This is a genomic window from Rathayibacter sp. AY2B7, from assembly GCF_002931635.1.
Classification (GTDB): Bacteria; Actinomycetota; Actinomycetes; order Actinomycetales; family Microbacteriaceae; genus Rathayibacter.
Genome location: NZ_PSUC01000065.1, coordinates 1 through 20503, shown reverse-complemented (window position 1 = coordinate 20503; position 20503 = coordinate 1). Strand labels below are relative to the sequence as shown.

Genomic DNA, 20503 nt, shown 5'->3' with positions numbered 1-20503 from the left:
TGACGATGCCGCCCACGATCAGGCTGAGGAACGGGATCCCGATGAACGCGAGGAAGCCGAGAGCGTACGAGAGGGCGCCCGTGGGCGGTGCGGGGACGGTCTGCGGCGGGCGGGTCTGTGGCGGGCCGGTCTGCGGAAGAGGAGCCGGTCGTCGGCTGCGCGGGCTCGACGGGGTCCGCGGAGGAGGGGCTCGAGGAGCGGCGGTCGGAGGCGCCGGATCCCGCATCGGGAACGGAGGGGTCCGCAGTCGCCGCCGCATCCTCCGCGGGCGAGGCGGCGGTCGGCGTCGACACCGCTTCCGGGGCGGTCATCGCCTCGGGCGCGAGTGCGGCGGAGGCGAACACCACGGAGAGCACGAGGGTCGTCGTCGGGACGAACGCGGCGAGAGCGCGGGTGGTGCGGGTCACGGACGGTCCAGTTCTGCGGGCTCTGCGATGCGCCCGCCTGTGATTACTACCAGGAGCGCGAAGTGCTCTGCACCCCCGCTTCCGGGTGGAGTGCCGCGGAGCGCGCCAGCGGGCTCGGCCATGCTCGTGCGCCCACCTCTTCGACGAGGCGGCGCTGAGCCGGATCGATCAGGCGACCGATCTCCTTCTCGGGGAGCGCCTGCGGGGGAGCGGCCGTTCCTTCCCGCCCGCGGAGATCGACGTGACGGCGCTCCCGCCCAGGCCCGGCACGTCCTTCGGCATCTGGAGCCCTGAGCCGCGCACATCGAGCCCGCACTCGCCCTGCGCGTCGGATGATGCGCCGCACACGCAGAGGAGGGAGCGCCCGCGGGCACTCCCTCCTCCGTCACGACCGGACGACCGGCCGCCGTGCGCTCAGCAGACGCGGGCCGGGTAGGCCACCGTCTGCGCGAGGGTCTCGGAGCCCGCCGCAGACCGTCCCGCCGACTCCCCCTCCGCCACTCCGCCCGACGCCGCCGATCCCCTCACCGGCGAGGACCCGGTCCGCACGCCGCCCCTGCTCCACGACCTCGACGGAGTGGACGTCGACGTCGACATCACCCCTCCCGCGCAGCCCGGCTCCCTCTCGCTCTCCGTCGCCGCCGACGCCGTCGACCTCGCCGAGTCGGGCTCCACTGCCCTCCAGCGCCGGTTCACGGGCGGGCTGCCCACGGTCACCGTCACCGACTCGCGCGTCGCCGCGCAGAACGACTGGTACGTCCTCGCCTCGGCGAGCGCCCTCGCCGGCCCGAGCGCCTCGATCGGAGCCGACCACCTCGGCTGGACCCCGCGCCTCGTCGCCGGCACCGGCGCCGTCGCGGGCGATCCGGTCGCCTCCTCCCTCGAGGGCGGCGCGGGCCTGCGCGACGCGCTGCTGCTCGGAGCCGCCGGCGGGGTCGGCACCTGGAGCGCCGACGCCGAGCTGCGGCTGCTGGCCGAGCCGGACGTCGAGGCCGGCTCCTACCGCTCGACGATCACGCTGTCGCTGTTCGCCTAGGCGCGGACCAGCGCAACGGCCGGGGACCGCGCCCCGCGGTCACTCCTGAGCGACCGCGACCGCCACGACGAGCGCGGAGTGGACCGCCGGCTCCGAGACGGCGAAGTAGCGGCTCGAGCCCTCGATCCAGGCCTCGGTCGCACCCTCCCTGGTGCGGAAGCGGACGGGCTCGTCGCTCGACGTCCCGCGCCCGTCGGCCTTCGCGACCGCCTGCGAGCGCAGGTCGGCGAGCACCTGCTCCGCCGTCGTCGCCCCGGAGGCCACGCGGTCGCGGACGCTGCGGGCGCGCACCGCGTCGATCCCGATGTCGCGTCCGGTCGCCAGCGCCGCGACCACCGCGCCGTCGCAGTGCGCGATGCTGATCCGCATCCGCTCCAGCGCCGGGTGCTCGCCGCGGAGCACCGGGCGGCCGTGCGGTCCGGAGCAGCGCTGGCAGCGCGCGTCCACGGCGACCTCGAGGGGATCGATCCCGAGCGTCTCCGCCGCCAGCTCGCGCACGAGGACCCGGCCGAGGAGGAAGCCGTCCCGGACCTCGCGCCGACTCGTCGCTTCGTAGCGCAGGCGCTCGGCGAGGGTGAGCAGGCGCAGCATCCGGTGGCGGGCGGAGTCGAGGACCTCGGGTCGCGCCCAGCGCAGCTGCACGTCGTCGGTGGCGAGGAGGGGGAGTCCGGTCATGCCCCGGACGCTACGCACGCCAGGCGACATCGGCGTGACGGGAGGGTGGCCGGAGGGAGACGGGCCGCTGTTGACTGGGAGGCGTGCAGACCTTCCTCCCCTACCCCGACTTCCACCGCAGCGTCCGCGCCCTCGACGGCAAGCGGCTCGGCAAGCAGCGCGTCGAGACGCTGCAGGTCATGCGGGCGCTGACCGTCCCGGGGTACGGCTGGCAGAACCACCCCGTCACGCGGATGTGGCGGGGCTTCCGGCCGGCGCTGATGACCTACCAGCGCGAGACCTGCGCGGAGTGGACGGAGCGCGGCTTCGCCGACACGTGCCTCGTGAAGACCGAGGAGGCCCTCGCCGCCGCCCCGGAGGATCTCGCCGCCTCCCTGACCGGCGACTACCCGCTCCCGCCGTGGTTCGGCGACGAGCGGCTGCACCTCTCGCACCGCTCGAAGCTCGTGACCAAGGACGAGGACCACTACGGCCCGCTGTTCCCCGGCACGCCGCCGGGGCTCGACTACCTCTGGCCCGTCGGCGCCTGAGCTCAGGCCGCGGGCGGGCGGAGGAACGGGATCGCGATGCGCGGACGGAACACCTCGCGCTGATTCGCCTTCACCAGTCCGCAGATGATCAGCACGAAGTGCACCAGCCAGAGCACGGCGAACAGCGTGATCGGGATGCCGATCGGATAGAAGTCCTTCGCGAGCGGGGTGTCGGAGGCGGCGAAGAGCAGCACGACGTGCGCGCCGAGCGTCACGACCCCGATCAGGATCACCGTCAGACCCCAGTTCGCCGCGTTCCGCGCGTTCTCGGCGGCGAGCCCGCCCTTCCTCCGGGCGGAGGGGTACACGGACGCCATGACGATGCCGCCCACGATCAGGCTGAGGAACGGGATCCCGATGAACGCGAGGAAGCCGAGAGCGTACGAGAGGGCGCCCGTGGGCGGTGCGGGGACGGCCTGCGGGGGCGCGACCGGAGCGGCCTCCGGGGTCGTCGCGTCGGCCGGTCCGGGGTCGGAGGAGGGGCTCACCATGCCGACAGCCTAGGGAACACCGTCCCCCGGGTGGCGGTCAGGGTCTTTTCAGGCCTCTGGCCGGGCCTTCGTCTTCGGGGGCTCTCGGGTTAGTCTGTCGAGGTTGACCTGCCGCACGGAGCGTGCAGGGCGTCGGCCGCGGTCGTCGCAGCATCCGGGGGGATTCGCGAAGGAGAAGGTTTGGCGTCCGACAGAAGGACCACCGGTGGTGTGGTCAAGGCGATCGTGGGCTTCCTGGGCATGAGCGTCGTGGCCGGAGTCCTCGTGACCGCCACCGTCACCCCGGCTGTGGCGCTCGCCGGAGTCGCCGCGAACCAGTCGATCGGCGTCTTCGACGGCCTGCCCGACTACCTCGAGGTCGACAAGCTCTCCGAGAAGAGCAACATCTACGCGACCGGCTCCGACGGCCCGCAGCTGCTCGCCTCCTTCTACGTCGAGAACCGCGTCGAGGTGCCGCTCGACCGCATCGCCCAGGCCGCCAAGGACGCCGCCGTCTCGGGTGAGGACCCCCGCTTCTACGACCACGGCGGAGTCGACCTCCCCGGCACGCTCCGCGCCGTCGCGCAGACCTACGTGCTCGGCAACGACGTGCAGGGCGGATCCTCGATCACCCAGCAGTACGTGAAGAACGTCCTCGTCGAGAAGGCCGTCCGCAACATCTCGGACGACGCCGAGCGCGCGGCTGCGATCGACGAGGCCACCCGGACCTCCCCCGAGCGCAAGCTCCGCGAGATGAAGCTCGCCATCGGGCTCGAGAAGCAGTACACGAAGGACCAGATCCTCCAGGGCTACCTCAACATCGCGTTCTTCGGAGGCACCACCTACGGCCTCGAGACCGCCGCGAACTACTACTACGCGACCTCGGCCGCGGACCTCTCGATCGCCCAGGCCGCGAGCCTCATCGCGATCGTCAACAACCCGGCCGTCCTGCGGATCGACCAGCCCGACAACCCGGACAACGGCGCCGCGAACGGCTACGCCCGCAACAAGGACCGCCGCGACTACATCATCGGCAAGATGCTCGAGGAGGGGAAGATCTCGCAGGAGGACCACGACGCCGCCGTCGCCACTCCGATCGAGCCCCGCATCACCCAGCCCAGCACCGGCTGCTCGACCGCGGGCAACGCGGGCTTCTTCTGCGACTACGTCACCAACGTCCTGAAGAACAACGAGATCTTCGGCGCCGACGAGGACACCCGCTGGACCAACTTCCGCCGCGGCGGCCTCGACGTCTACACGACGCTCGACGTCGGCTTGCAGGACGCGGCCGTCGCCGCCGTCGACGCGCAGGTCCCGCAGACCTGGAACTTCGACGTCGGAGCCGTCTCGGTCAGCGTCGAGGTCGGATCCGGGCGCGTGCTCGCGATGACGCAGAACAAGAAGTACTCGCAGGATCCGGACGTCCTCACGACGGACCCGTCCTACAGCGCCGTGAACTACAGCACCGATCGGGCCAACGGCGGATCCTCCGGGATCCAGCCGGGCTCGACCTACAAGCTCTTCACCCTGGTGGAGTGGCTGAAGGAGGGCCACAGCATCAACGAGTCGGTCGACGGGACGCGCAAGTCCACCTGGGGCACCTTCACGGACTCCTGCGTCTCCGGCGGCACCGACACGAGCAACGAGACGAGCGCGAAGAACGACGAGGGCGGCACCGGCGAGGTCGGCACCCCGGTGTCCTTCACGAAGACCTCCCTCAACACCGGCTTCGTCGGCATGGCCCGTGAGCTCGACCTGTGCGGCATCCGCGACACCGCGGTCGACATGGGCGTGAAGCAGGGCAGCGGCGAGGAGCTCGAGCACAACCCGTCGTCGGTGCTCGGCACGAACTACGTCTCGCCCCTCTCGATGGCCGGCGCCTTCGCCACCATCGCCTCCGGCGGCACGACCTGCGACCCCGTCGCGATCGACCGCATCACCGACTCAGCCGGAGCCGACCAGCCGGTGCCCCCGGCGAACTGCCGCCAGTCGATCGACCGCAACGTCGCCGCCACCGCGGCCGTCGCGCTGCAGGCGACCTTCACCGGCGGAGGGACGGCCGTGGCCTCCCGCACCGGCGACGGCGTTCCGCTGATCGGCAAGACCGGCACCACCGACGATGCGAAGGCCACCTGGATGACCGGAGCGAGCACCCGCGTCGCGACCGCCGTCGGCGTGTTCAACGTGAAGGGCGACGCGAACCTGCGCCTCGGCCGCTACTCCTTCGACTCCGGATCCGCCGCCACCGCGCGCCACCGCATCTGGCCGGTCGTCATGCGCGCCGCCGACGCGACGTACGGCGGGACGGAGTTCCCGGAGGCCGACGGCTCGCTGCAGGTCGTCCCGAAGGTCGACATCCCGGATGTCGTCGGACTCTCCTCCGCCGACGCCGAGGCCAAGCTCGAGGCGGCCGGCTTCGGCGTCGTGCAGGGCGGCACGGAGGCGAGCGACGCCGCGGTCGGGACGGTCACCCGCGCCGACCCGTCGGGCTCGGCCCCGCGCGGCACCGCGATCACCGTGTTCACCAGCTCCGGCAACCAGAAGACCGTGCCGAACGTGACGGGCCAGGATCTGGAGGCCGCGAAGAACGCCTTCGGCGCCGCAGGCTTCACGAAGATCACGCTCGCCTGCGCCGAGGACCCGAAGGCGCCCGACGCCGGCCAGGTCACCGGGCAGGAGCCGGCCGGCGGCTCCCCCGTCGCTCCGGACGCCACGCTGAAGGTGACGATCACCGCGAAGAAGTGCCCCTGACCGGCGCCTGACGGCTCGCGAGAACGCGTCCGGCCCGCGAGGATCCTCGGATCCCGCGGGCCGGACGCGTTCCTGTCGGACGACGGCGTCGGAGCCGGGCCTACTGCCCGCGCCCCCGGATCGCGCCGACGATCGCGACGGTCGCGAAGTAGACGATGAGGGCCAGCACGCCGAACGAGGCGAGCGCCCCGCTGGCCTCGGCCCAGGGCCGTCGCTCGTCCGTCATGGTGCCGGGCATGACGATGTCGAGGGCGAACATGCCCACCGCCAGGGCGAAGCAGACGAGGCTCAGCACGAGCAGCGCCCGGACCGCCTTGCCCACGGGGTCGTAGTAGCGCGGGTTCGACATCGTGCCTCCGGTTCTCGTGCTCTCGTGTCTATCCCGCCGGGACCGCTGTGGCAAGCCGTGAGGACGCGGAGACCCCCGCCCCTCCCCCTCCGCGGGCGCCGCTCGCGACGACGGGCGGTGCCGTCGTCACGAGCGGCGTCTCGCGGGAGGAGGAGGGACGGGGGTCGGAGCGGGACCGGCTACGCGGCCAGCGGGAGGGCGGCGGCCGAGGTCACCAGCAGCTCGCCGCCGACGGCGTCGACGCGGACCGCGCCTCCGTCGGAGACCTCGCCGCTGACGAACAGGTCGGCGATCCGGTCGTCGATGGAGCGCTGGACGAGCCGGCGCAGGGGCCGGGCGCCGTACTGCGGCTCGTAGCCGTTCTCGGCGAGCCAGTCGACGGCCGCCTCCGTCACCTCGAGCGTCACCTCGCGGGGAGCGAGGCGGGAGCGCGTGGTGTCGAGGACGATGCCGACGATCTCCCGCAGCTGCTCGCGGCCGAGGCGGCGGAACAGGACGATCTCGTCGATCCGGTTGAGGAACTCGGGGCGCATCGCCTCGCGGAGACGGCCCATGACGCGATCGCGCAGGTCCTTCTCCGAGGCGAAGCCCTCGGCCGACGCGTCGCTCTGAGCGACGAAGCCGAGCGCACCCGACCGCGAGGCCAGGAACTCCGAGCCGAGGTTCGAGGTCATGATGATCACCGTGTTGCGGAAGTCGACCGTCCGCCCCTGGCCGTCGGTCAGACGCCCGTCGTCGAGCACCTGCAGCAGCAGGTTGAACACGTCGGGGTGCGCCTTCTCGATCTCGTCGAAGAGGACCACCGAGTACGGGTTCCGGCGCACGCGCTCGGTCAGCTGACCGGCCTCGTCGTAGCCGACGTACCCGGGAGGGGCGCCGACCAGCCGCGAGACCGTGTGACGCTCGCCGAACTCGCTCATGTCGAAGCGGATGACCGACTGCTCGTCGGCGAAGAGGGAGCCGGCGAGGGTGCGCGCCAGCTCCGTCTTGCCGACACCGGTCGGGCCGAGGAAGAGGAACGAGCCGACCGGGCGCGAGGAGTCGCCGAGGCCTGTGCGGCTGCGGCGGACGGCCCGGGCGACCGCGGTGACCGCGTCGTCCTGGCCGATGACCCGCTGGTGCAGCTCGGTCTCGAGGTGCGCGAGGCGCTCGCGCTCCCCCTCCGTGAGCCGCGACACCGGGATGCCGGTGGCGCGGGCGATGACGGCGGCGATCTCGGTCTCGCCGACGACCGCCTCCGCGGGGGCGCTGCCGGTGGCCGCGTCGAGCTCCGCCTGCACGGCGCTGATCTCGTCGCGGACGCGGGACGCCTCCTCGTAGTGCTCGGCTGAGACGGCCGCGTTCTTGTCGGCCTCCAGGGTCGCCAGACGCTCGAGCAGAGCTCCGGTGTCGACGCCGGCTCCGAGGCGGAGGCGGAGGCGCGCGCCGGCCTGGTCGATCAGGTCGATCGCCTTGTCGGGCAGCACGCGGTCGGTGAGGTACCGGGCCGAGAGCTCGACGGAGGCGCGGAGGGCCTCGTCGGTGAAGCGCACCCGGTGGTGCTCCTCGTAGGCGGGGCGCAGGCCGTGCAGGATGGCGACCGCGTCCTCGATGCCGGGCTCGCCGACGCGGACCGGCTGGAAGCGCCGCTCCAGTGCCGGGTCCTTCTCGATGGTGCGGTACTCCTTGAGCGTGGTGGCGCCGACGAGGTGCAGCTCGCCTCGGGCCAGACGCGGCTTGAGGATGTTGCCCGCGTCCATGCCGCCCTCGCCGCCGCCGCCCGCACCGACGACGGTGTGGACCTCGTCGATGAAGACGATCAGCTCGCCGGAGTGCGCCGCGATCTCGTCCATGGTGCCGGTGAGGCGCTCCTCGAAGTCGCCGCGGTAGCGGGTGCCGGCCACCATGCCGGGGAGGTCGAGCGAGATCACGCGCTTGCCGCGCAGCTGCTCGGGGACCTCCTCCGCCACGATCGCGCGGGCCAGGCCCTCGACGATGGCGGTCTTGCCGACGCCGGCCTCGCCGACGAGCACCGGGTTGTTCTTGGTGCGGCGGCTGAGGATCTCGACGGTCTGCTCGATCTCGTCGGCGCGCCCGATGACCGGGTCGAGCCGGCCCTCGCGGGCGAGAGCGGTGAGGTCGGTGCCGAACTTGTCGAGCATCGGAGTGTCGGAGGCGGGCTGTCCCGCCTCCTGCTGCTGCGGGGCCTCGGTCTCGCGCATGCCCTGGGTGAGGGCCTCGGCGGTGACGCCGGCGCGGGCGAGGACCTGCCCGGCGGGGGCGTCCTGGCCGAGCACGAGCGCGAAGAAGAGGTGCTCGGGCTCGATGTAGGTCGAACCGCTGGAGCGGGCGACCTGGTAGGCGTGGAACAGCGCGCGCTGCGCGCTGGGGGTGATGGTGGCCGCGTTCTGCGAGGCGTGGGCCTCGTCGGCCTGCGGCAGGCGCGCCTCCGCGGCGGTGGCGATGGCGGCCGGGTCGACGCCGATGCGGCGCACGGCCTGCGAGACGGTCTCGTCGTCGATGAGCACGCGGAGCACGTGCAGGGCGTCGAGCTCGGTCTGGCCGCGCTCGAGGGCGAAGCGTCCTGCGGACTGCAGGATGTCGCGGGTACGGGCGGTGAGGAATCGGCTGAGGTCGATCGACCGCGCCGCGCGGGCGCGCTCACCGTCGAGGTAGCGGGCGAGGAAGTCGTCGAACGAGCTCGCTCCGGCCTCGCTGTAGTTGTCGGGCACCTGTCCTCCTGAGGAAGTTGAGTCGGTTACGCTCAAGTTCAACGCAGGGGTGCCGTTCCTATTCCCGCCCCTCCCCCGCGAGATGCCGCTTCGGTCCACGGCACACCGCGGCGGGCGTTCCGACGGGCGTCTCGCGGGGACGGGAAGAGGCACGGACTCCGGGGAGTCCGTGCCTCTCTGCGCCGACGCGCATTTCCTCCGGGGTGGGAGCTCTAGGGGACGAGGTAGCCCGCCGCGCGGAACAGCTCGTACCACTCCGGCCGCGTGAGCGGCAGATCGGAGCCGAGGGCCGCATCGCGCACGCGCTGCTCGTTGGTCGTGCCGAGCACGACCTGCATGCCCGCCGGGTGGCGGGTGATCCAGGCGGTGGCCACGGCGATCGCCGGGACCTCGTACGTCGCTGCGAGCCGGTCGATGACGGCGTTCAGCTCGGGGTAGGCCGGGTTGTCGAGGAAGACGCCGGTGAAGAACCCCGCCTGGAAGGGCGACCAGGCCTGCACGGTGATGTCGTTCAGGCGGCAGTAGTCGAGGATGCCGGCGTCGCGCATGACGGACTGGTCCTCGCCGACCATGTTGGAGGCGACGCCCTGCGCGATCAGCGGCGCGTGGGTGATCGAGAGCTGCAGCTGGTTCGCCACGATCGGCTGGTTCAGCGACTTCTTCAGCAGCTCGATCTGGTACGGCGTCTGGTTCGAGACGCCGAAGTGCTTCACCTTGCCGGACGCGTGCAGCTCGTCGAATGCGCGGGCCACCTCATCGGGCTCGACGAGCGCGTCGGGCCGGTGCAGGAGCAGCACGTCGACGTAGTCGGTGCGCAGCGCCTTCAGCGAGCCCTCGACCGAGGCGATCAGGTGCTCGTACGAGAAGTCGAAGTAAGGGCCGTCCGGGACGATGCCCGCCTTGGTCTGCAGGACGACCTGCTCACGCTCCGACGGGGTGAGCGCCATCGCCTCGGCGAAGCGCTCCTCGCAGCGGTGCAGCTCGCCGCCGTACACGTCGGCGTGGTCGAAGAAGTCGATGCCGGAGTCGCGGGCGGCGCCGATGAGGCCGCGGATCGCCTCGTCGCTCATCTCGGGGATGCGCATGAGGCCGAGGACGACGTTCGGGGAGTCGACACCGGAGGTGCCGAGGGGGACGTGCTTCACAGGGAGTGCTCCTTCGTTGGATACCTCGTCCACGGTAGGCGCCCCGCCTGGGCGCCGTCCAACAGGGGGCGCTGGTGCGATTCATCCGGTGGAGTGGTGAATCGGCGGAGGGCGTTGAGGATGCCGGACGAACGTGGTGCCGCGACCCCGGTTCCGCGGCAGGGAGGGAGTCCTTCGTCGTTCGTCCTGACTTCTGAACGGCTTGTCCGCACATCGCGACGGTGGAAGGCTGCCGCCATGACGATCGAGGTGCGCGCGGCCACCGTCTTCGACGACCTGGCGACGATGGTCGGCCCGAAGCGCCCCGACGCGAGCGTGTGCTGGTGCCTGAGCTACCGGCTCCGCTCCTCCGTCGAGAACCGGGCTCTCGCCGGTCCCGCTCGCGGCGCCCGGGTGCGGGAGCTCGTCGCGGAGGATCCTCCGCCCGGCGTCCTCGCGTACGACGGCGACGAGGTGGTCGGCTGGGCGGCGGTGCACCCCCGGGCCGACACGAGCTACGCGACGAACTGGCGCATCCCGCACGTGGACGCCCTCGACGTGTGGAGCGTGTGGTGCCTCCGCGTGCGGCCCGGCTTCCGCGGTCGCGGGATCTCGCATCCGCTGCTCGAGGGCGCCGTCGAGTTCGCCCGGGTCCACGGGGCACCGGCGGTCGAGGGCTACCCGGTCGACAACGCCGGCACGGAGGTCGACCTGACGATGGCGTACGTCGGCACGCGCTCGCTGTTCGAGCGCGCCGGCTTCGAGAAGGCCGCGGACACGACCTCGGTGCTCGACGGCTTCCCCCGGGTGCTGATGCGCCTGGCCCTCTGACGGCGCCCACGACCGCCCCTCCGGCCCCGCTCCGCGAGACACCGTGGTGTCGCCGAGGCGCCGCCGGCAGGACGGCGCCTCGGCGACAGGGCGGCGCCTCGCCGGGTGCGGTGACCCGGCGCCCGCCCGCCGCCCGGAGACGAGGAACGGCCCCTCACCCGCGAGGGGAGGGGCCGTTCGCCGTGGAGGCCGGGACGTGGTGTCGACGCCTAGAAGTCCCAGTCCTCGTCCTCGGTGTTCACGGCCTTGCCGATCACGTAGGAGGAGCCGGAGCCCGAGAAGAAGTCGTGGTTCTCGTCCGCGTTGGGCGAGAGGGCCGACAGGATCGCGGGGTTCACATCGGTGACCTGCTTGGGGAACATCGGCTCGTAGCCGAGGTTCATCAGCGCCTTGTTGGCGTTGTAGTGCAGGAACTTCTTGACGTCCTCGGTCAGGCCGAGCTGGTCGTAGAGGTCCTGCGTGTACTGCGCCTCGTTGTCGTAGAGCTCGTAGAGCAGCGAGAACGTGTAGTCCTTGATCTCGTCGCGCTTGGCCTGGTCGACCCGCTCGAGTCCCTTCTGGAACTTGTAGCCGATGTAGTAGCCGTGCACGGCCTCGTCGCGGATGATCAGGCGCACGAGGTCGGCCGTGTTGGTGAGCTTGGCGCGCGAGGACCAGTACATCGGCAGGTAGAAGCCCGAGTAGAAGAGGAACGACTCCAGCAGCGTGGAGGCGACCTTCCGCTTCAGCGGGTCGTCGCCGCGGTAGTAGTCCATCACGATGGACGCCTTCTTCTGCAGGTTCGGGTTCTCCATCGACCAGCGGAAGGCCTCGTCGATGTCCTGGGTGTTCGACAGGGTCGAGAACACCGAGGAGTACGACTTGGCGTGGACCGACTCCATGAACGCGATGTTCGTGTACACGGCCTCCTCGTGAGGCGTGATCGCGTCCGGGATGAGCGAGACGGCGCCGACGGTGCCCTGCACGGTGTCGAGCAGGGTGAGCCCGGTGAACACGCGCATGGTGAGCTGCTGCTCCTGGTGCGTGAGCGTGTTCCACGACTGGATGTCGTTCGACAGCGGGACCTTCTCGGGCAGCCAGAAGTTGCTCGTGAGGCGGTTCCACACCTCGACGTCCTTGTCGTCCTGGATCCGGTTCCAGTTGATCGCCTGGACGGAGTCGACGAGCTTGAGCTTCTCGGGGGGAGTCATGATTCCTTCTCGCTGCTGCGGATGGGTCGTGCGGAGGGGGGTGGGGCTGCGTGCTCTAGAGCATGCACGAGACGCACTGGTCGAGCTCGGTGCCCTCGAGCGCCAGCTGACGGATGCGGATGTAGTAGATCGTCTTGATGCCCTTGCGCCAGGCGTAGATCTGAGCGCGGTTGACGTCGCGGGTGGTCGCCGTGTCCTTGAAGAAGAGCGTGAGCGAGAGGCCCTGGTCGACGTGCTGCGTGGCCGCGGCGTAGGTGTCGATGATCTTCTCGTAGCCGATCTCGTACGCGTCCTGGTAGTACTCCAGGTTGTCGTTCGTCATGAACGGCGCCGGGTAGTAGACGCGGCCGAGCTTGCCCTCCTTGCGGATCTCGATCTTCGACGCGATCGGGTGGATCGAGGACGTCGAGTTGTTGATGTACGAGATCGAGCCGGTCGGCGGGACGGCCTGCAGGTTCTGGTTGTAGATGCCGTGCTCCATGACCGAGGCCTTGAGCGCGCGCCAGTCGTCCCGGGTGGGGACCGCGATGCCCGAGTCGGCGAAGAGGCGGGAGACGCGCTCGGTGGCCGGCGCCCACTCCTTCTCGGTGTAGGTGTCGAAGAACTCGCCCGAGGCGTACTTCGAGTCGGCGAAGCCCTCGAAGGTGGTGCCGCGCTCGATGGAGAGGTTGTTGGAGGCGCGCAGGGCGTGGAACAGCACCGAGTAGAAGTAGATGTTGGTGAAGTCGATGCCCTCCTCGGATCCGTAGTGGATCCGCTCGCGGGCGAGGTAGCCGTGCAGGTTCATCTGGCCGAGGCCGATGGCGTGCGACTTGTCGTTGCCGTCCTCGATCGAGCGGACCGAGGTGATGTGCGACTGGTCGGACACCGAGGTGAGGCCGCGGATCGCGGTCTCGATGGTGCGGCCGAAGTCGGGCGAGTCCATCGTCAGCGCGATGTTCAGCGAGCCGAGGTTGCAGGAGATGTCCTTGCCGATCTGCGCGTAGGAGAGGTCCTCGTTGTAGGTCGTCGGGGTGTTGACCTGGAGGATCTCGGAGCAGAGGTTGGACATGTTGATGCGGCCCTTGATCGGGTTCGCCTGGTTCACCGTGTCCTCGAACACGATGTAGGGGTAGCCCGACTCGAACTGGATCTCGGCGATGGTCTGGAAGAACTCGCGCGCCGAGATCTTGGTCTTCTTGATGCGCGGGTCGTCGACCATCTCGCGGTACTTCTCCGAGAGGGAGATGTCGCCGAAGGGGATGCCGTAGACGCGCTCGACGTCGTAGGGCGAGAAGAGGTACATGTCCTCGTTGTTCTTCGCGAGCTCGAACGTGATGTCGGGCACGACGACGCCGAGGGAGAGCGTCTTGATGCGGATCTTCTCGTCGGCGTTCTCGCGCTTGGTGTCGAGGAAGCGGAGGATGTCGGGGTGGTGCGCCGAGAGGTACACCGCTCCCGCGCCCTGGCGCGCGCCGAGCTGGTTGGCGTAGCTGAAGCTGTCCTCGAGGAGCTTCATCACGGGGATGATGCCCGAGGACTGGTTCTCGATCTGCTTGATCGGGGCGCCGGCCTCGCGGATGTTCGAGAGCGAGAGGGCGACGCCGCCGCCGCGCTTGGAGAGCTGGAGGGCGGAGTTGATGCCGCGGGCGATCGACTCCATGTTGTCCTCGATGCGCAGCAGGAAGCAGGAGACGAGCTCGCCGCGCTGGGCCTTGCCGGTGTTGAGGAAGGTCGGGGTCGCGGGCTGGAAGCGGCCGGCGACGATCTCCTCGACGAGGGCGGTCGCGAGCGTCTCGTCGCCCTGGGCGAGGCCGAGGGCGGTCATCACGACGCGGTCCTCGAAGCGCTCGAGGTAGCGCTTCCCGTCGAAGGTCTTGAGCGTGTACGAGGTGTAGTACTTGAACGCGCCGAGGAAGGTCGCGAAGCGGAACTTCTTCGAGTACGCCAGGTCGTTGAGCTGCTGGATGAACTCGAACGAGTACTGGTCGAGCACGGCCTGCTCGTAGTACTCCTTCTCGACCAGGTAGTCGAGGCGCTCCTTGAGCGTGTGGAAGAACACCGTGTTCTGGTTGACGTGCTGCAGGAAGAACTCGCGAGCGGCCTCGCGGTCCTTGTCGAACTGGATCTCTCCGTTCGGGCCGTAGAGGTTCAGCATCGCGTTGAGCGAGTGGTAGTCCATCTGTGCGGCGTCGCGGGGAGCGTCGATCACTGCTGCGTCCAAAACGTGTCCAATCCTTCGTCGACGGCGCGGACGTCGTCGGGTGTTCCGAATACTTCGAATCGATAGAGGTGCGGCACCTCGCACTTGCGGGCGATGATGTCGCCGGCGAGGCAGTACGCCTCGCCGAAGTTCGTGTTGCCGGCGCCGATGACGCCGCGGATCAAGGAGCGGTTGCACGGATCGTTGAGGAACCGGATGACCTGCTTGGGGACCGCTCCTCCGCCGTTGCCGCCGCCGTAGGTGGGGAGGACGAGCACGTACGGCTCGTGGACGTGGAGCGTGTCGAGGGCGGCTCCGTCGCGGCGGGCGTGGAGCGGGATGCGCTGCGCCGGCCGTCCGAGCTTCTCGATGAACCGGTGCGTGTTCCCCGAGCTGCTGGAGAAGTACACGAGCCCGCTCATCGTCCGGCCCCTCTCCTCGTCAGCTGCTGTTCTCGGTCCCGCCTCTGAGGCGGCTGCGCGGTGAGCCGCAAGGCGGAGGAGGAAGCCGCAGCGGCGCTACGGCGCCCGCCGACGACGCCGCGGATCGCGGTCCGTGCGCCTCAGAGGGTCGCGATCTTGTCGGGGCGGAAGCCGGACCAGTGGTCGTCGTCCGTGATGACGACCGGCGCCTGGAGGTAGCCGAGGGCCTTGACGGCCTCGAGGGCCTTCTCGTCCACGGAGAGGTCGAACACCTCGTAGTCGATGCCCTTGCTGTCGAGGGCGCGGTACGTCGCGGTGCACTGGACGCAGGAGGGCTTGGTGTAGACCGTCACAGCCATGGGTGTCGCCTTTCGGAGGGGGTGTCCCGGTGCCGCTCCCCGACCGGCGGCTCGCGATGCGGGCGGGGTCGGAGGGTGGTCCGGGTGAGTTCTGGGTGCCGGTGGGGCTCTCGCTCCGACCTGCTCAGCAATACTACATATAGGGGGCGGGCCGGTGTCAGCCCACTAGACGTAGTAGTTACAGCCGTGTAGTTATCCACCGGTTCCTCCCCCGTTCATCCACAGGCCGGAGCCCGTGGAACCGCGGAAGGACGCGGATCCGGACGAACCATCCACAGGTGTGGACAGAAGGATCCCGTTCACTGTGTACAACGCGCCACGGCGTGTCGGCATGCCCGACCGGTGGGGTCCGTGCGGCGGCTCGACCACAAGATGTGGTGGTCGGATCGCATCGCGGAGCATGCGAGGACGGTACGCCCGACCACCGACACCGCGAGCGGTCAGAGCTCGCGCGCAGCCCACCCCCGGGAGACGGCGCGCAGGTGCGGGAGGGGGTCCGCGAGGGCCGCCGCCGCGGAGCCCGCCGCCTCCGTCAGCGACGCCGCCGCGGAGAAGACGGAGGTCGGCGCCTCGATCGCCCCGGCGACGAGGAAGGTCCGCGCCCCGGCCCCCTCGGCGAGCGCGAGGACGTGCACGGGGAGCTTGCCCGCGGCGGACTGCGCGTCGAAGCGCCCCTCCCCCGTGATCACGATGTCCGCGCCCTCGATGAGCGCCGGGAGCCCGATCGCCCGTCCGACGGCGTCCGCGCCGGAGGTCGGGCGCGCGCCCCAGGCGAACAGCCCGAAGCCCGTCCCGCCCGCCGCCCCGGCACCCGGCGCGTCGGCATCCGCGTCCAGATGTGCGGCGAGACGGCGGAGGCCGCTCTCGAGGAGGAGGACGTCCTCGGGGCCGGCACCCTTCTGCGGCCCGAAGACGCGGGCCGCCCCGGAGTCGCCGAGCAGCGGGGTCACGACATCGCTGAGCACGACCGCGCCTCCGGGCGGCAGCGGCCGGAGCCCGCGGAGGTCGACTGCGGCGAGTGCAGGCAGCGCACCGCCTCCGTCGCCGAGCTCGTGGCCGGAGGCGGTGGTGAAGCGGGCGCCGAGCTCGCGGAGCGCTCCCACTCCGCCGTCGGTCGAGGCGCTGCCGCCGATCGCGAGCAGCAGCTCCCGCGCTCCCGCGTCGAGCGCCGCAGCGATCGCGCGGCCGAAGCCGCGGGTGTGCGCCGTCAGCGGGCGGAGAGGATCGAGCAGGGTGATGCCGCTGGCGGAGGCGAGCTCGACCACGGCGGTCCCGTCAGGGAGCAGCAGCCAGTCGGCGCGGACCGGGCGGTCGTCCGGACCGGGCACCTCGATCGGGTGGCGTCGCGCTCCGGGGACCGCGAGCGCGACGGCGTCGACCGTGCCCTCGCCGCCGTCCGCCATCGGCGCGAGGACGACCTCGTCGCCCGGGCGCTCCGACCTCCAGCCCTCGGCGAGCGCCTGCGCCACCTCGACCGCGCTCGCCGACCCCTTGAACGAGTCGGGCGCGACGACCACCCTCAGCCTGCTCACGCGCCCAGTATGGCATCGCGCCGCCGCTCAGAGCGGGGTCGCGAGCCGGTAGCCGCGCTTGATCACCGTCGCCACGAGCCGCGGTTCGGGGAGGGCCTGACGGAGGCGGCTGACGGCGACGTCGACCGCGTGGTCGTCGAGAGCCTCCGGCGCGGATGCCGCGAGGACGTGACGCGCGACGGTCGCGCCCTCGGCGGCGACGAGAGTCCGGAACAGCGCGAGCGCGACCGGGGTCAGCGCCACCCGGGTCCCGGCCAGGACGGCGTGCCGGCCTCGGAGCTCGAGAGTGCCGAAGGCCGTCTCGATGCGGGGCGACGCCTGCTCGAGGTGCTCGCAGGTCAGGCGGATGAGCGCGCCCATCCGGAACCGGTCCGGCACGACCGGGAGGATCCCTGCCTCGACCAGGGGTGCTGCGGTCACCGGGCCCACGGCGGCGGCGACCACCGTCTCGCGGAAGGCCGCCTGGAGGTCGTCGAGGCGGCCCGCGGCCTCCGCGACCGTGAAGAGCGCCTCCACCGCCGGCGCGCTGGTGAAGGTGACGGCGTCGATGCCCCCTCCGCAGACTGCGTCGATCAGCCGCAGCACCCGGGCGGAGTCCTCGTGCACGCTCCAGCGGTAGGGCGCGGCCGTGAGCACCCGGGCGCCGGCGTCGCGGAGACGCTGCAGCTGAGCCGGGTCGGTGAATCCGTGCAGCTGCACCGCGATCGTGCGGCCGGCGACGCCCTCGCGCAGGGCCAGGTCGACGAGGGAGGTGGTCGTCTCGCGCTCGCTCATCCCGTGGTCGTCGAGACCCGCCGCACGGATCGCTCCGCGCGCCTTGGGTCCGCGGACGAGGATCCGCGCGGAGGACAGCGCGTCGGCCAGCTCGATCCCCGCGGCGTCCGCAGCCTCGAGCCAGCGCCGCAGGCCGTAGGAGGTGGTGGCGAGGAGCACGTCGGGACGGGCGGCGACGATGGCGCGGGTCTCCTCCTCGAGCGCGCCCTCGGTGTCGACGCCGCGCATTCGGATGGTGGGGGCGTGCGTGACGGCGGCACCGCGGCGCTCGAACGCGGCGATCAGGTCCTCGGAGCGGCGGTCGGAGGTGACCCCGATGCGGAAGCCGTCCAGCTGGTCGGGTCGGAACCCCACGGCGGCGTCGGGATCGGTGCCGGTCATGCTCGGCCCCCTCGGGGTCTCACGCGGTCAGTGCATCGACCGCTCGGGCGATGCTCTCGGGGTCCCCCGCATCATGGCACGCGGCCTGCCGGACCACCTCGCCGATGACGATCACGGCGGGCGAGCGCGGTGCCAGCTCGGCGAGCAGGCCGAGCACTCTGCCGACCGACGAGACCGTCGTGCGCTGGTCGCGCGACCAGCCCCGCTCGACGATCGCGAGGGGCGTGTCGGCGCGCATCCCCGCGCGCTGCAGCCCGACGACGAGGTGCGGGAGGGTGTTCACGCCCATCAGCACCACGATCGTCCCGCCCAGCCCGGCCAGATGGCCGAGCTCCTGCTCGCTGAACGGCGCATGGCCCGAGACCACGGTGAAGGCCCTGCTGACCTCGCGGTGGGTGACCGGGATCCCGGCGGCGGCGGGCACCGAGATCGCGCTGGTCACTCCGGGGACGACCGTGGAGCCGACGCCGGCGAGCCGGCACGCGCGCACCTCCTCCGACCCGCGGCCGAACACGAACGGATCGCCGCCCTTCAGGCGCACGACGTCAAGACCCGCGAGGGCCCGCTCGATCATCAGCCGCTCGATCTCGTGCTGCGGCACCGCATGATGACCCGGCGTCTTGCCGACGTCGATCAGCTCGGCGCCGGGCGCCCACTCGGCAAGGCCCTCGTGCGGACCGAGCCGGTCGTAGAGCACCACGTCCGCGTCGCGGAGGGCGCGGCGGGCGGCGAGGGTCATCAGATCCGGATCGCCGGGGCCGCCGCCGACGATGCTGACGTGCCCGACCGGCCGGGTCGGCGCGGGGGCCTCGTCGACGATCCAGGGGCAGAGCTCGGCCGCCGCTGCTCGGAGCGGCGCCGGCCCCTCCACCCACACGATCAGGGCCGGGGGCGCCGGGGTGAGCGCGTCCTCCGCGTCGTGCCGCTCGACGAGTGCGCCGGCGGCTCGGTAGCGGGCGAGCACGCGGCGGGTCCCGGAGGCGGTGCCGATCACGAGCACGCGGCGTCCGGCGAGGTCGAGGGAGAGCTGCATCACGAGTCCGATCCGATCCCGGCAGGACCGACGGGGATCCTCGGCCCCGCGACCAGCACGGGTCCGTCCGGTCTCTCGTCCCGGCCGGCGGGCCGGACCTGCCCGCGCTCGCGCACGGTCGCGACGCGCGGATCCGCGGTGTCCGGGGCGTTCACGAAGGAGCGGAAGCGGCGGAGCCGGTCGGGATCGGCGAGGGTCGCCGCCCACTCGTCGACGTAGGTGTCGACGTGCGTGGCCATGGCGGCCTCCAGCTCGGCGGCGATGCCGAGCGAGTCCTCGCAGACCACCTCGCGCACGTGCTCGAGTCCGCCGGGGAGCTCCTCCTGCCAGCGTGCGGTTCGCTGGAGCCGCTCGGCCGTCCGCACGTAGTACATGACGTAGCGGTCGATGTAGCGCACCAGGGTCTCGTCGTCGAGGTCCTGCGCGAGCAGCTGGGCGTGCGCCGGCTGGTAGCCGCCGTTGCCGCCGACGTAGAGGTTCCAGCCGAGGTCGCTCGCGATGACGCCGATGTCCTTCCCCCGCGCCTCGGCGCACTCGCGGGCGCAGCCGCTGACCCCGAGCTTGAACTTGTGCGGCGAGCGGAGACCCCGGTACCGCTCCTCGAGGAAGACCGCCATCCCGACCGCGTCCTGGACTCCGAAGCGGCACCAGGTCGATCCGACGCACGACTTGACCGTGCGCAGCGACTTGCCGTACGCCTGACCCGACTCGAAGCCGGCGTCGACGAGGAGGCGCCAGATCTCGGGCAGCTGCTCGAGGCGGGCGCCGAACATGTCGATCCGCTGCCCGCCGGTGATCTTCGTGTAGAGGCCGTACTGCTCGGCGACCTCGGCGATCACCTTGAGCTTCGCCGGCGTGATCTCGCCCCCGGGGATCCGCGGGACGACGGAGTAGGTGCCGTCCTTCTGCATGTTGGCCAGGGCGCGGTCGTTGGTGTCCTGCAGCGGCGCCTGGCCGCCGTCGAGGATGTAGGCGTTCGTCTGGGTGGCGAGGACGGAGGCGATCACCGGCTTGCACACGTCGCAGCCCAGCCCGGAGCCGAAGCGCTCCATCACCTGCTCGGCCGAGTGCAGCCCGAGGATGCGGACCGACTCGAACAGCTCGCTGCGGCTGAGCGCCACGTGCTCGCAGAGGGCGCGGGAGACCTCGACGCCCGCACGGATCAGCTCCGTGTCGAGCAGCTTCTTCACCAGGGGCACGCACGATCCGCACTGGGTGCCCGCGCGGGTGCAGGCCTTGAGCGGCCCCAGCTCGGTGCACCCCTCGCCGATCGCGTGGCGGACCTCGCCGACCGAGACGTTGTTGCACGAGCAGACCTGGGCGTCGTCCGGAAGGTCGCCCGAGGGCGCCTCCGCCCTCGCCGCCGCGAGGTAGGCGCCGGGCTCGGCCGGCAGCTCACGCCCCAGCAGCGGGCGGAGGGAGGAGTAGGGGCCCGCGTCGCCGACGAACATCCCGCCGAGCAGCGTGCGCGCATCGTCCGAGACGACGACCTTCTGGTAGAGACCGCGGGCCGGATCGGCGTAGACGACCTCGAGCGCTCCCTCCGTGGTGCCGAGGGCGTCGCCGAAGCTGGCGACCTCCACGCCCGAGAGCTTGAGCTTGGTGGCGTCGTCGACCCCCGGGAAGGTCGCGTCGCCGCCGAGGATCCGGTCGGCGACCACCTCCGCCATCGCGTTGGCGGGTGCGACGAGCCCGACCGTGCGGCCGGCGATCGCGGCGACCTCGCCGATGGCCCAGACTCCCGCC

Annotated in this window: 17 protein-coding genes; 4 read left to right on the top strand and 13 right to left on the bottom strand. The window is 71.4% G+C overall.

Annotated elements, in window-relative coordinates:
* Positions 1-984 precede the first annotated feature (984 nt).
* On the top strand, positions 985-1443 hold the full coding sequence (locus C5C27_RS11360) for a hypothetical protein (RefSeq protein WP_181133513.1): 459 nt from the start codon (positions 985-987) through the stop codon (positions 1441-1443).
* Positions 1444-1482: 39 nt separating this feature from the next.
* Here the strand turns inward: C5C27_RS11360 and C5C27_RS11355 are convergent, their stop codons facing one another.
* A complete protein-coding gene (locus tag C5C27_RS11355) occupies positions 1483-2118 on the bottom strand; it encodes a 4'-phosphopantetheinyl transferase superfamily protein (RefSeq protein WP_104238247.1) in 636 nt (211 codons plus the stop codon).
* An 83-nt stretch (positions 2119-2201) separates the two neighbouring features.
* Between C5C27_RS11355 and C5C27_RS11350 the strand changes: the two genes are divergently transcribed.
* Entirely contained in the window at positions 2202-2648 is a 447-nt protein-coding gene (locus C5C27_RS11350; RefSeq protein WP_104314410.1) for an MSMEG_6728 family protein, read from the top strand.
* Between the two features lie 2 nt (positions 2649-2650).
* Here the strand turns inward: C5C27_RS11350 and C5C27_RS11345 are convergent, their stop codons facing one another.
* Entirely contained in the window at positions 2651-3139 is a 489-nt protein-coding gene (locus C5C27_RS11345; protein WP_104314409.1) for a DUF4870 domain-containing protein, read from the bottom strand.
* A gap of 180 nt (positions 3140-3319) precedes the next feature.
* Here C5C27_RS11345 and C5C27_RS11340 point away from each other — a divergent pair, with 180 nt between their 5' ends.
* Positions 3320-5869 carry a transglycosylase domain-containing protein gene (locus tag C5C27_RS11340; protein WP_258066665.1) on the top strand — a complete coding sequence of 850 codons (2550 nt, stop codon included), beginning with the start codon at positions 3320-3322 and terminating at the stop codon, positions 5867-5869.
* 100 nt (positions 5870-5969) lie between these two features.
* On the opposite strand, the gene C5C27_RS11335 is transcribed toward C5C27_RS11340, so the two are convergent.
* The 3 genes from C5C27_RS11335 to C5C27_RS11325 all read right to left on the bottom strand — a co-directional run bounded on the left by C5C27_RS11335 (position 5970) and on the right by C5C27_RS11325 (position 10074).
* Positions 5970-6218 carry a hypothetical protein gene (locus C5C27_RS11335; protein ID WP_104224361.1) on the bottom strand — a complete coding sequence of 83 codons (249 nt, stop codon included), beginning with the start codon at positions 6216-6218 and terminating at the stop codon, positions 5970-5972.
* Positions 6219-6397: 179 nt separating this feature from the next.
* The gene (locus tag C5C27_RS11330) at positions 6398-8929 is read right to left on the bottom strand and encodes an ATP-dependent Clp protease ATP-binding subunit (RefSeq protein ID WP_104314408.1); all 2532 of its coding nucleotides are present in this window, start codon (positions 8927-8929) and stop codon (positions 6398-6400) included.
* 212 nt (positions 8930-9141) lie between these two features.
* A complete protein-coding gene (locus C5C27_RS11325) occupies positions 9142-10074 on the bottom strand; it encodes an aldo/keto reductase family oxidoreductase (RefSeq protein ID WP_258062785.1) in 933 nt (310 codons plus the stop codon).
* Positions 10075-10311: 237 nt separating this feature from the next.
* On the opposite strand from C5C27_RS11325, the gene C5C27_RS11320 reads away from it, so the two are divergent.
* Positions 10312-10884 carry a GNAT family N-acetyltransferase gene (locus tag C5C27_RS11320; protein WP_104314407.1) on the top strand — a complete coding sequence of 191 codons (573 nt, stop codon included), beginning with the start codon at positions 10312-10314 and terminating at the stop codon, positions 10882-10884.
* A 209-nt stretch (positions 10885-11093) separates the two neighbouring features.
* Here the strand turns inward: C5C27_RS11320 and nrdF are convergent, their stop codons facing one another.
* From nrdF to nirB, 8 genes are all read right to left on the bottom strand, one after another.
* A complete protein-coding gene (nrdF, locus tag C5C27_RS11315) occupies positions 11094-12074 on the bottom strand; it encodes a class 1b ribonucleoside-diphosphate reductase subunit beta (RefSeq protein ID WP_104224358.1) in 981 nt (326 codons plus the stop codon).
* A 55-nt stretch (positions 12075-12129) separates the two neighbouring features.
* On the bottom strand, positions 12130-14235 hold the full coding sequence (nrdE, locus tag C5C27_RS11310; protein ID WP_104250945.1) for a class 1b ribonucleoside-diphosphate reductase subunit alpha: 2106 nt from the start codon (positions 14233-14235) through the stop codon (positions 12130-12132).
* Between the two features lie 26 nt (positions 14236-14261).
* A complete protein-coding gene (gene nrdI / locus C5C27_RS11305) occupies positions 14262-14678 on the bottom strand; it encodes a class Ib ribonucleoside-diphosphate reductase assembly flavoprotein NrdI (protein ID WP_104224357.1) in 417 nt (138 codons plus the stop codon).
* A 140-nt stretch (positions 14679-14818) separates the two neighbouring features.
* Complete coding sequence (gene nrdH, locus C5C27_RS11300) at positions 14819-15037, bottom strand: glutaredoxin-like protein NrdH (RefSeq protein ID WP_068255139.1); 219 nt, start codon at positions 15035-15037, stop codon at positions 14819-14821.
* A gap of 440 nt (positions 15038-15477) precedes the next feature.
* Complete coding sequence (locus C5C27_RS11295) at positions 15478-16560, bottom strand: glycerate kinase (RefSeq protein WP_104238265.1); 1083 nt, start codon at positions 16558-16560, stop codon at positions 15478-15480.
* A 36-nt stretch (positions 16561-16596) separates the two neighbouring features.
* Positions 16597-17724 carry a uroporphyrinogen-III synthase gene (locus tag C5C27_RS11290; RefSeq protein WP_104238252.1) on the bottom strand — a complete coding sequence of 376 codons (1128 nt, stop codon included), beginning with the start codon at positions 17722-17724 and terminating at the stop codon, positions 16597-16599.
* Positions 17725-17743: 19 nt separating this feature from the next.
* On the bottom strand, positions 17744-18757 hold the full coding sequence (gene cobA, locus C5C27_RS11285; RefSeq protein ID WP_104314412.1) for a uroporphyrinogen-III C-methyltransferase: 1014 nt from the start codon (positions 18755-18757) through the stop codon (positions 17744-17746).
* Positions 18757-20503: nitrite reductase large subunit NirB (gene nirB, locus C5C27_RS11280; RefSeq protein WP_181133511.1), on the bottom strand; the 1747-nt coding region annotated here is incomplete at its 5' end. The genes cobA and nirB, both read right to left, overlap by 1 nt.

Coding starts and splice junctions, on each gene's coding strand:
- C5C27_RS11355 (WP_104238247.1), bottom strand. CDS start 2,118: ATGACCGGACTCCCCCTCCTCGCCACCGACGACGTGCAGCTGCGCTGG.
- C5C27_RS11345 (WP_104314409.1), bottom strand. CDS start 3,139: ATGGTGAGCCCCTCCTCCGACCCCGGACCGGCCGACGCGACGACCCCG.
- C5C27_RS11335 (WP_104224361.1), bottom strand. CDS start 6,218: ATGTCGAACCCGCGCTACTACGACCCCGTGGGCAAGGCGGTCCGGGCG.
- C5C27_RS11320 (WP_104314407.1), top strand. CDS start 10,312: ATGACGATCGAGGTGCGCGCGGCCACCGTCTTCGACGACCTGGCGACG.
- nrdF (WP_104224358.1), bottom strand. CDS start 12,074: ATGACTCCCCCCGAGAAGCTCAAGCTCGTCGACTCCGTCCAGGCGATC.
- nrdE (WP_104250945.1), bottom strand. CDS start 14,235: ATGGACTACCACTCGCTCAACGCGATGCTGAACCTCTACGGCCCGAAC.
- nrdI (WP_104224357.1), bottom strand. CDS start 14,678: ATGAGCGGGCTCGTGTACTTCTCCAGCAGCTCGGGGAACACGCACCGG.
- nrdH (WP_068255139.1), bottom strand. CDS start 15,037: ATGGCTGTGACGGTCTACACCAAGCCCTCCTGCGTCCAGTGCACCGCG.
- C5C27_RS11290 (WP_104238252.1), bottom strand. CDS start 17,724: ATGACCGGCACCGATCCCGACGCCGCCGTGGGGTTCCGACCCGACCAG.
- cobA (WP_104314412.1), bottom strand. CDS start 18,757: ATGCAGCTCTCCCTCGACCTCGCCGGACGCCGCGTGCTCGTGATCGGC.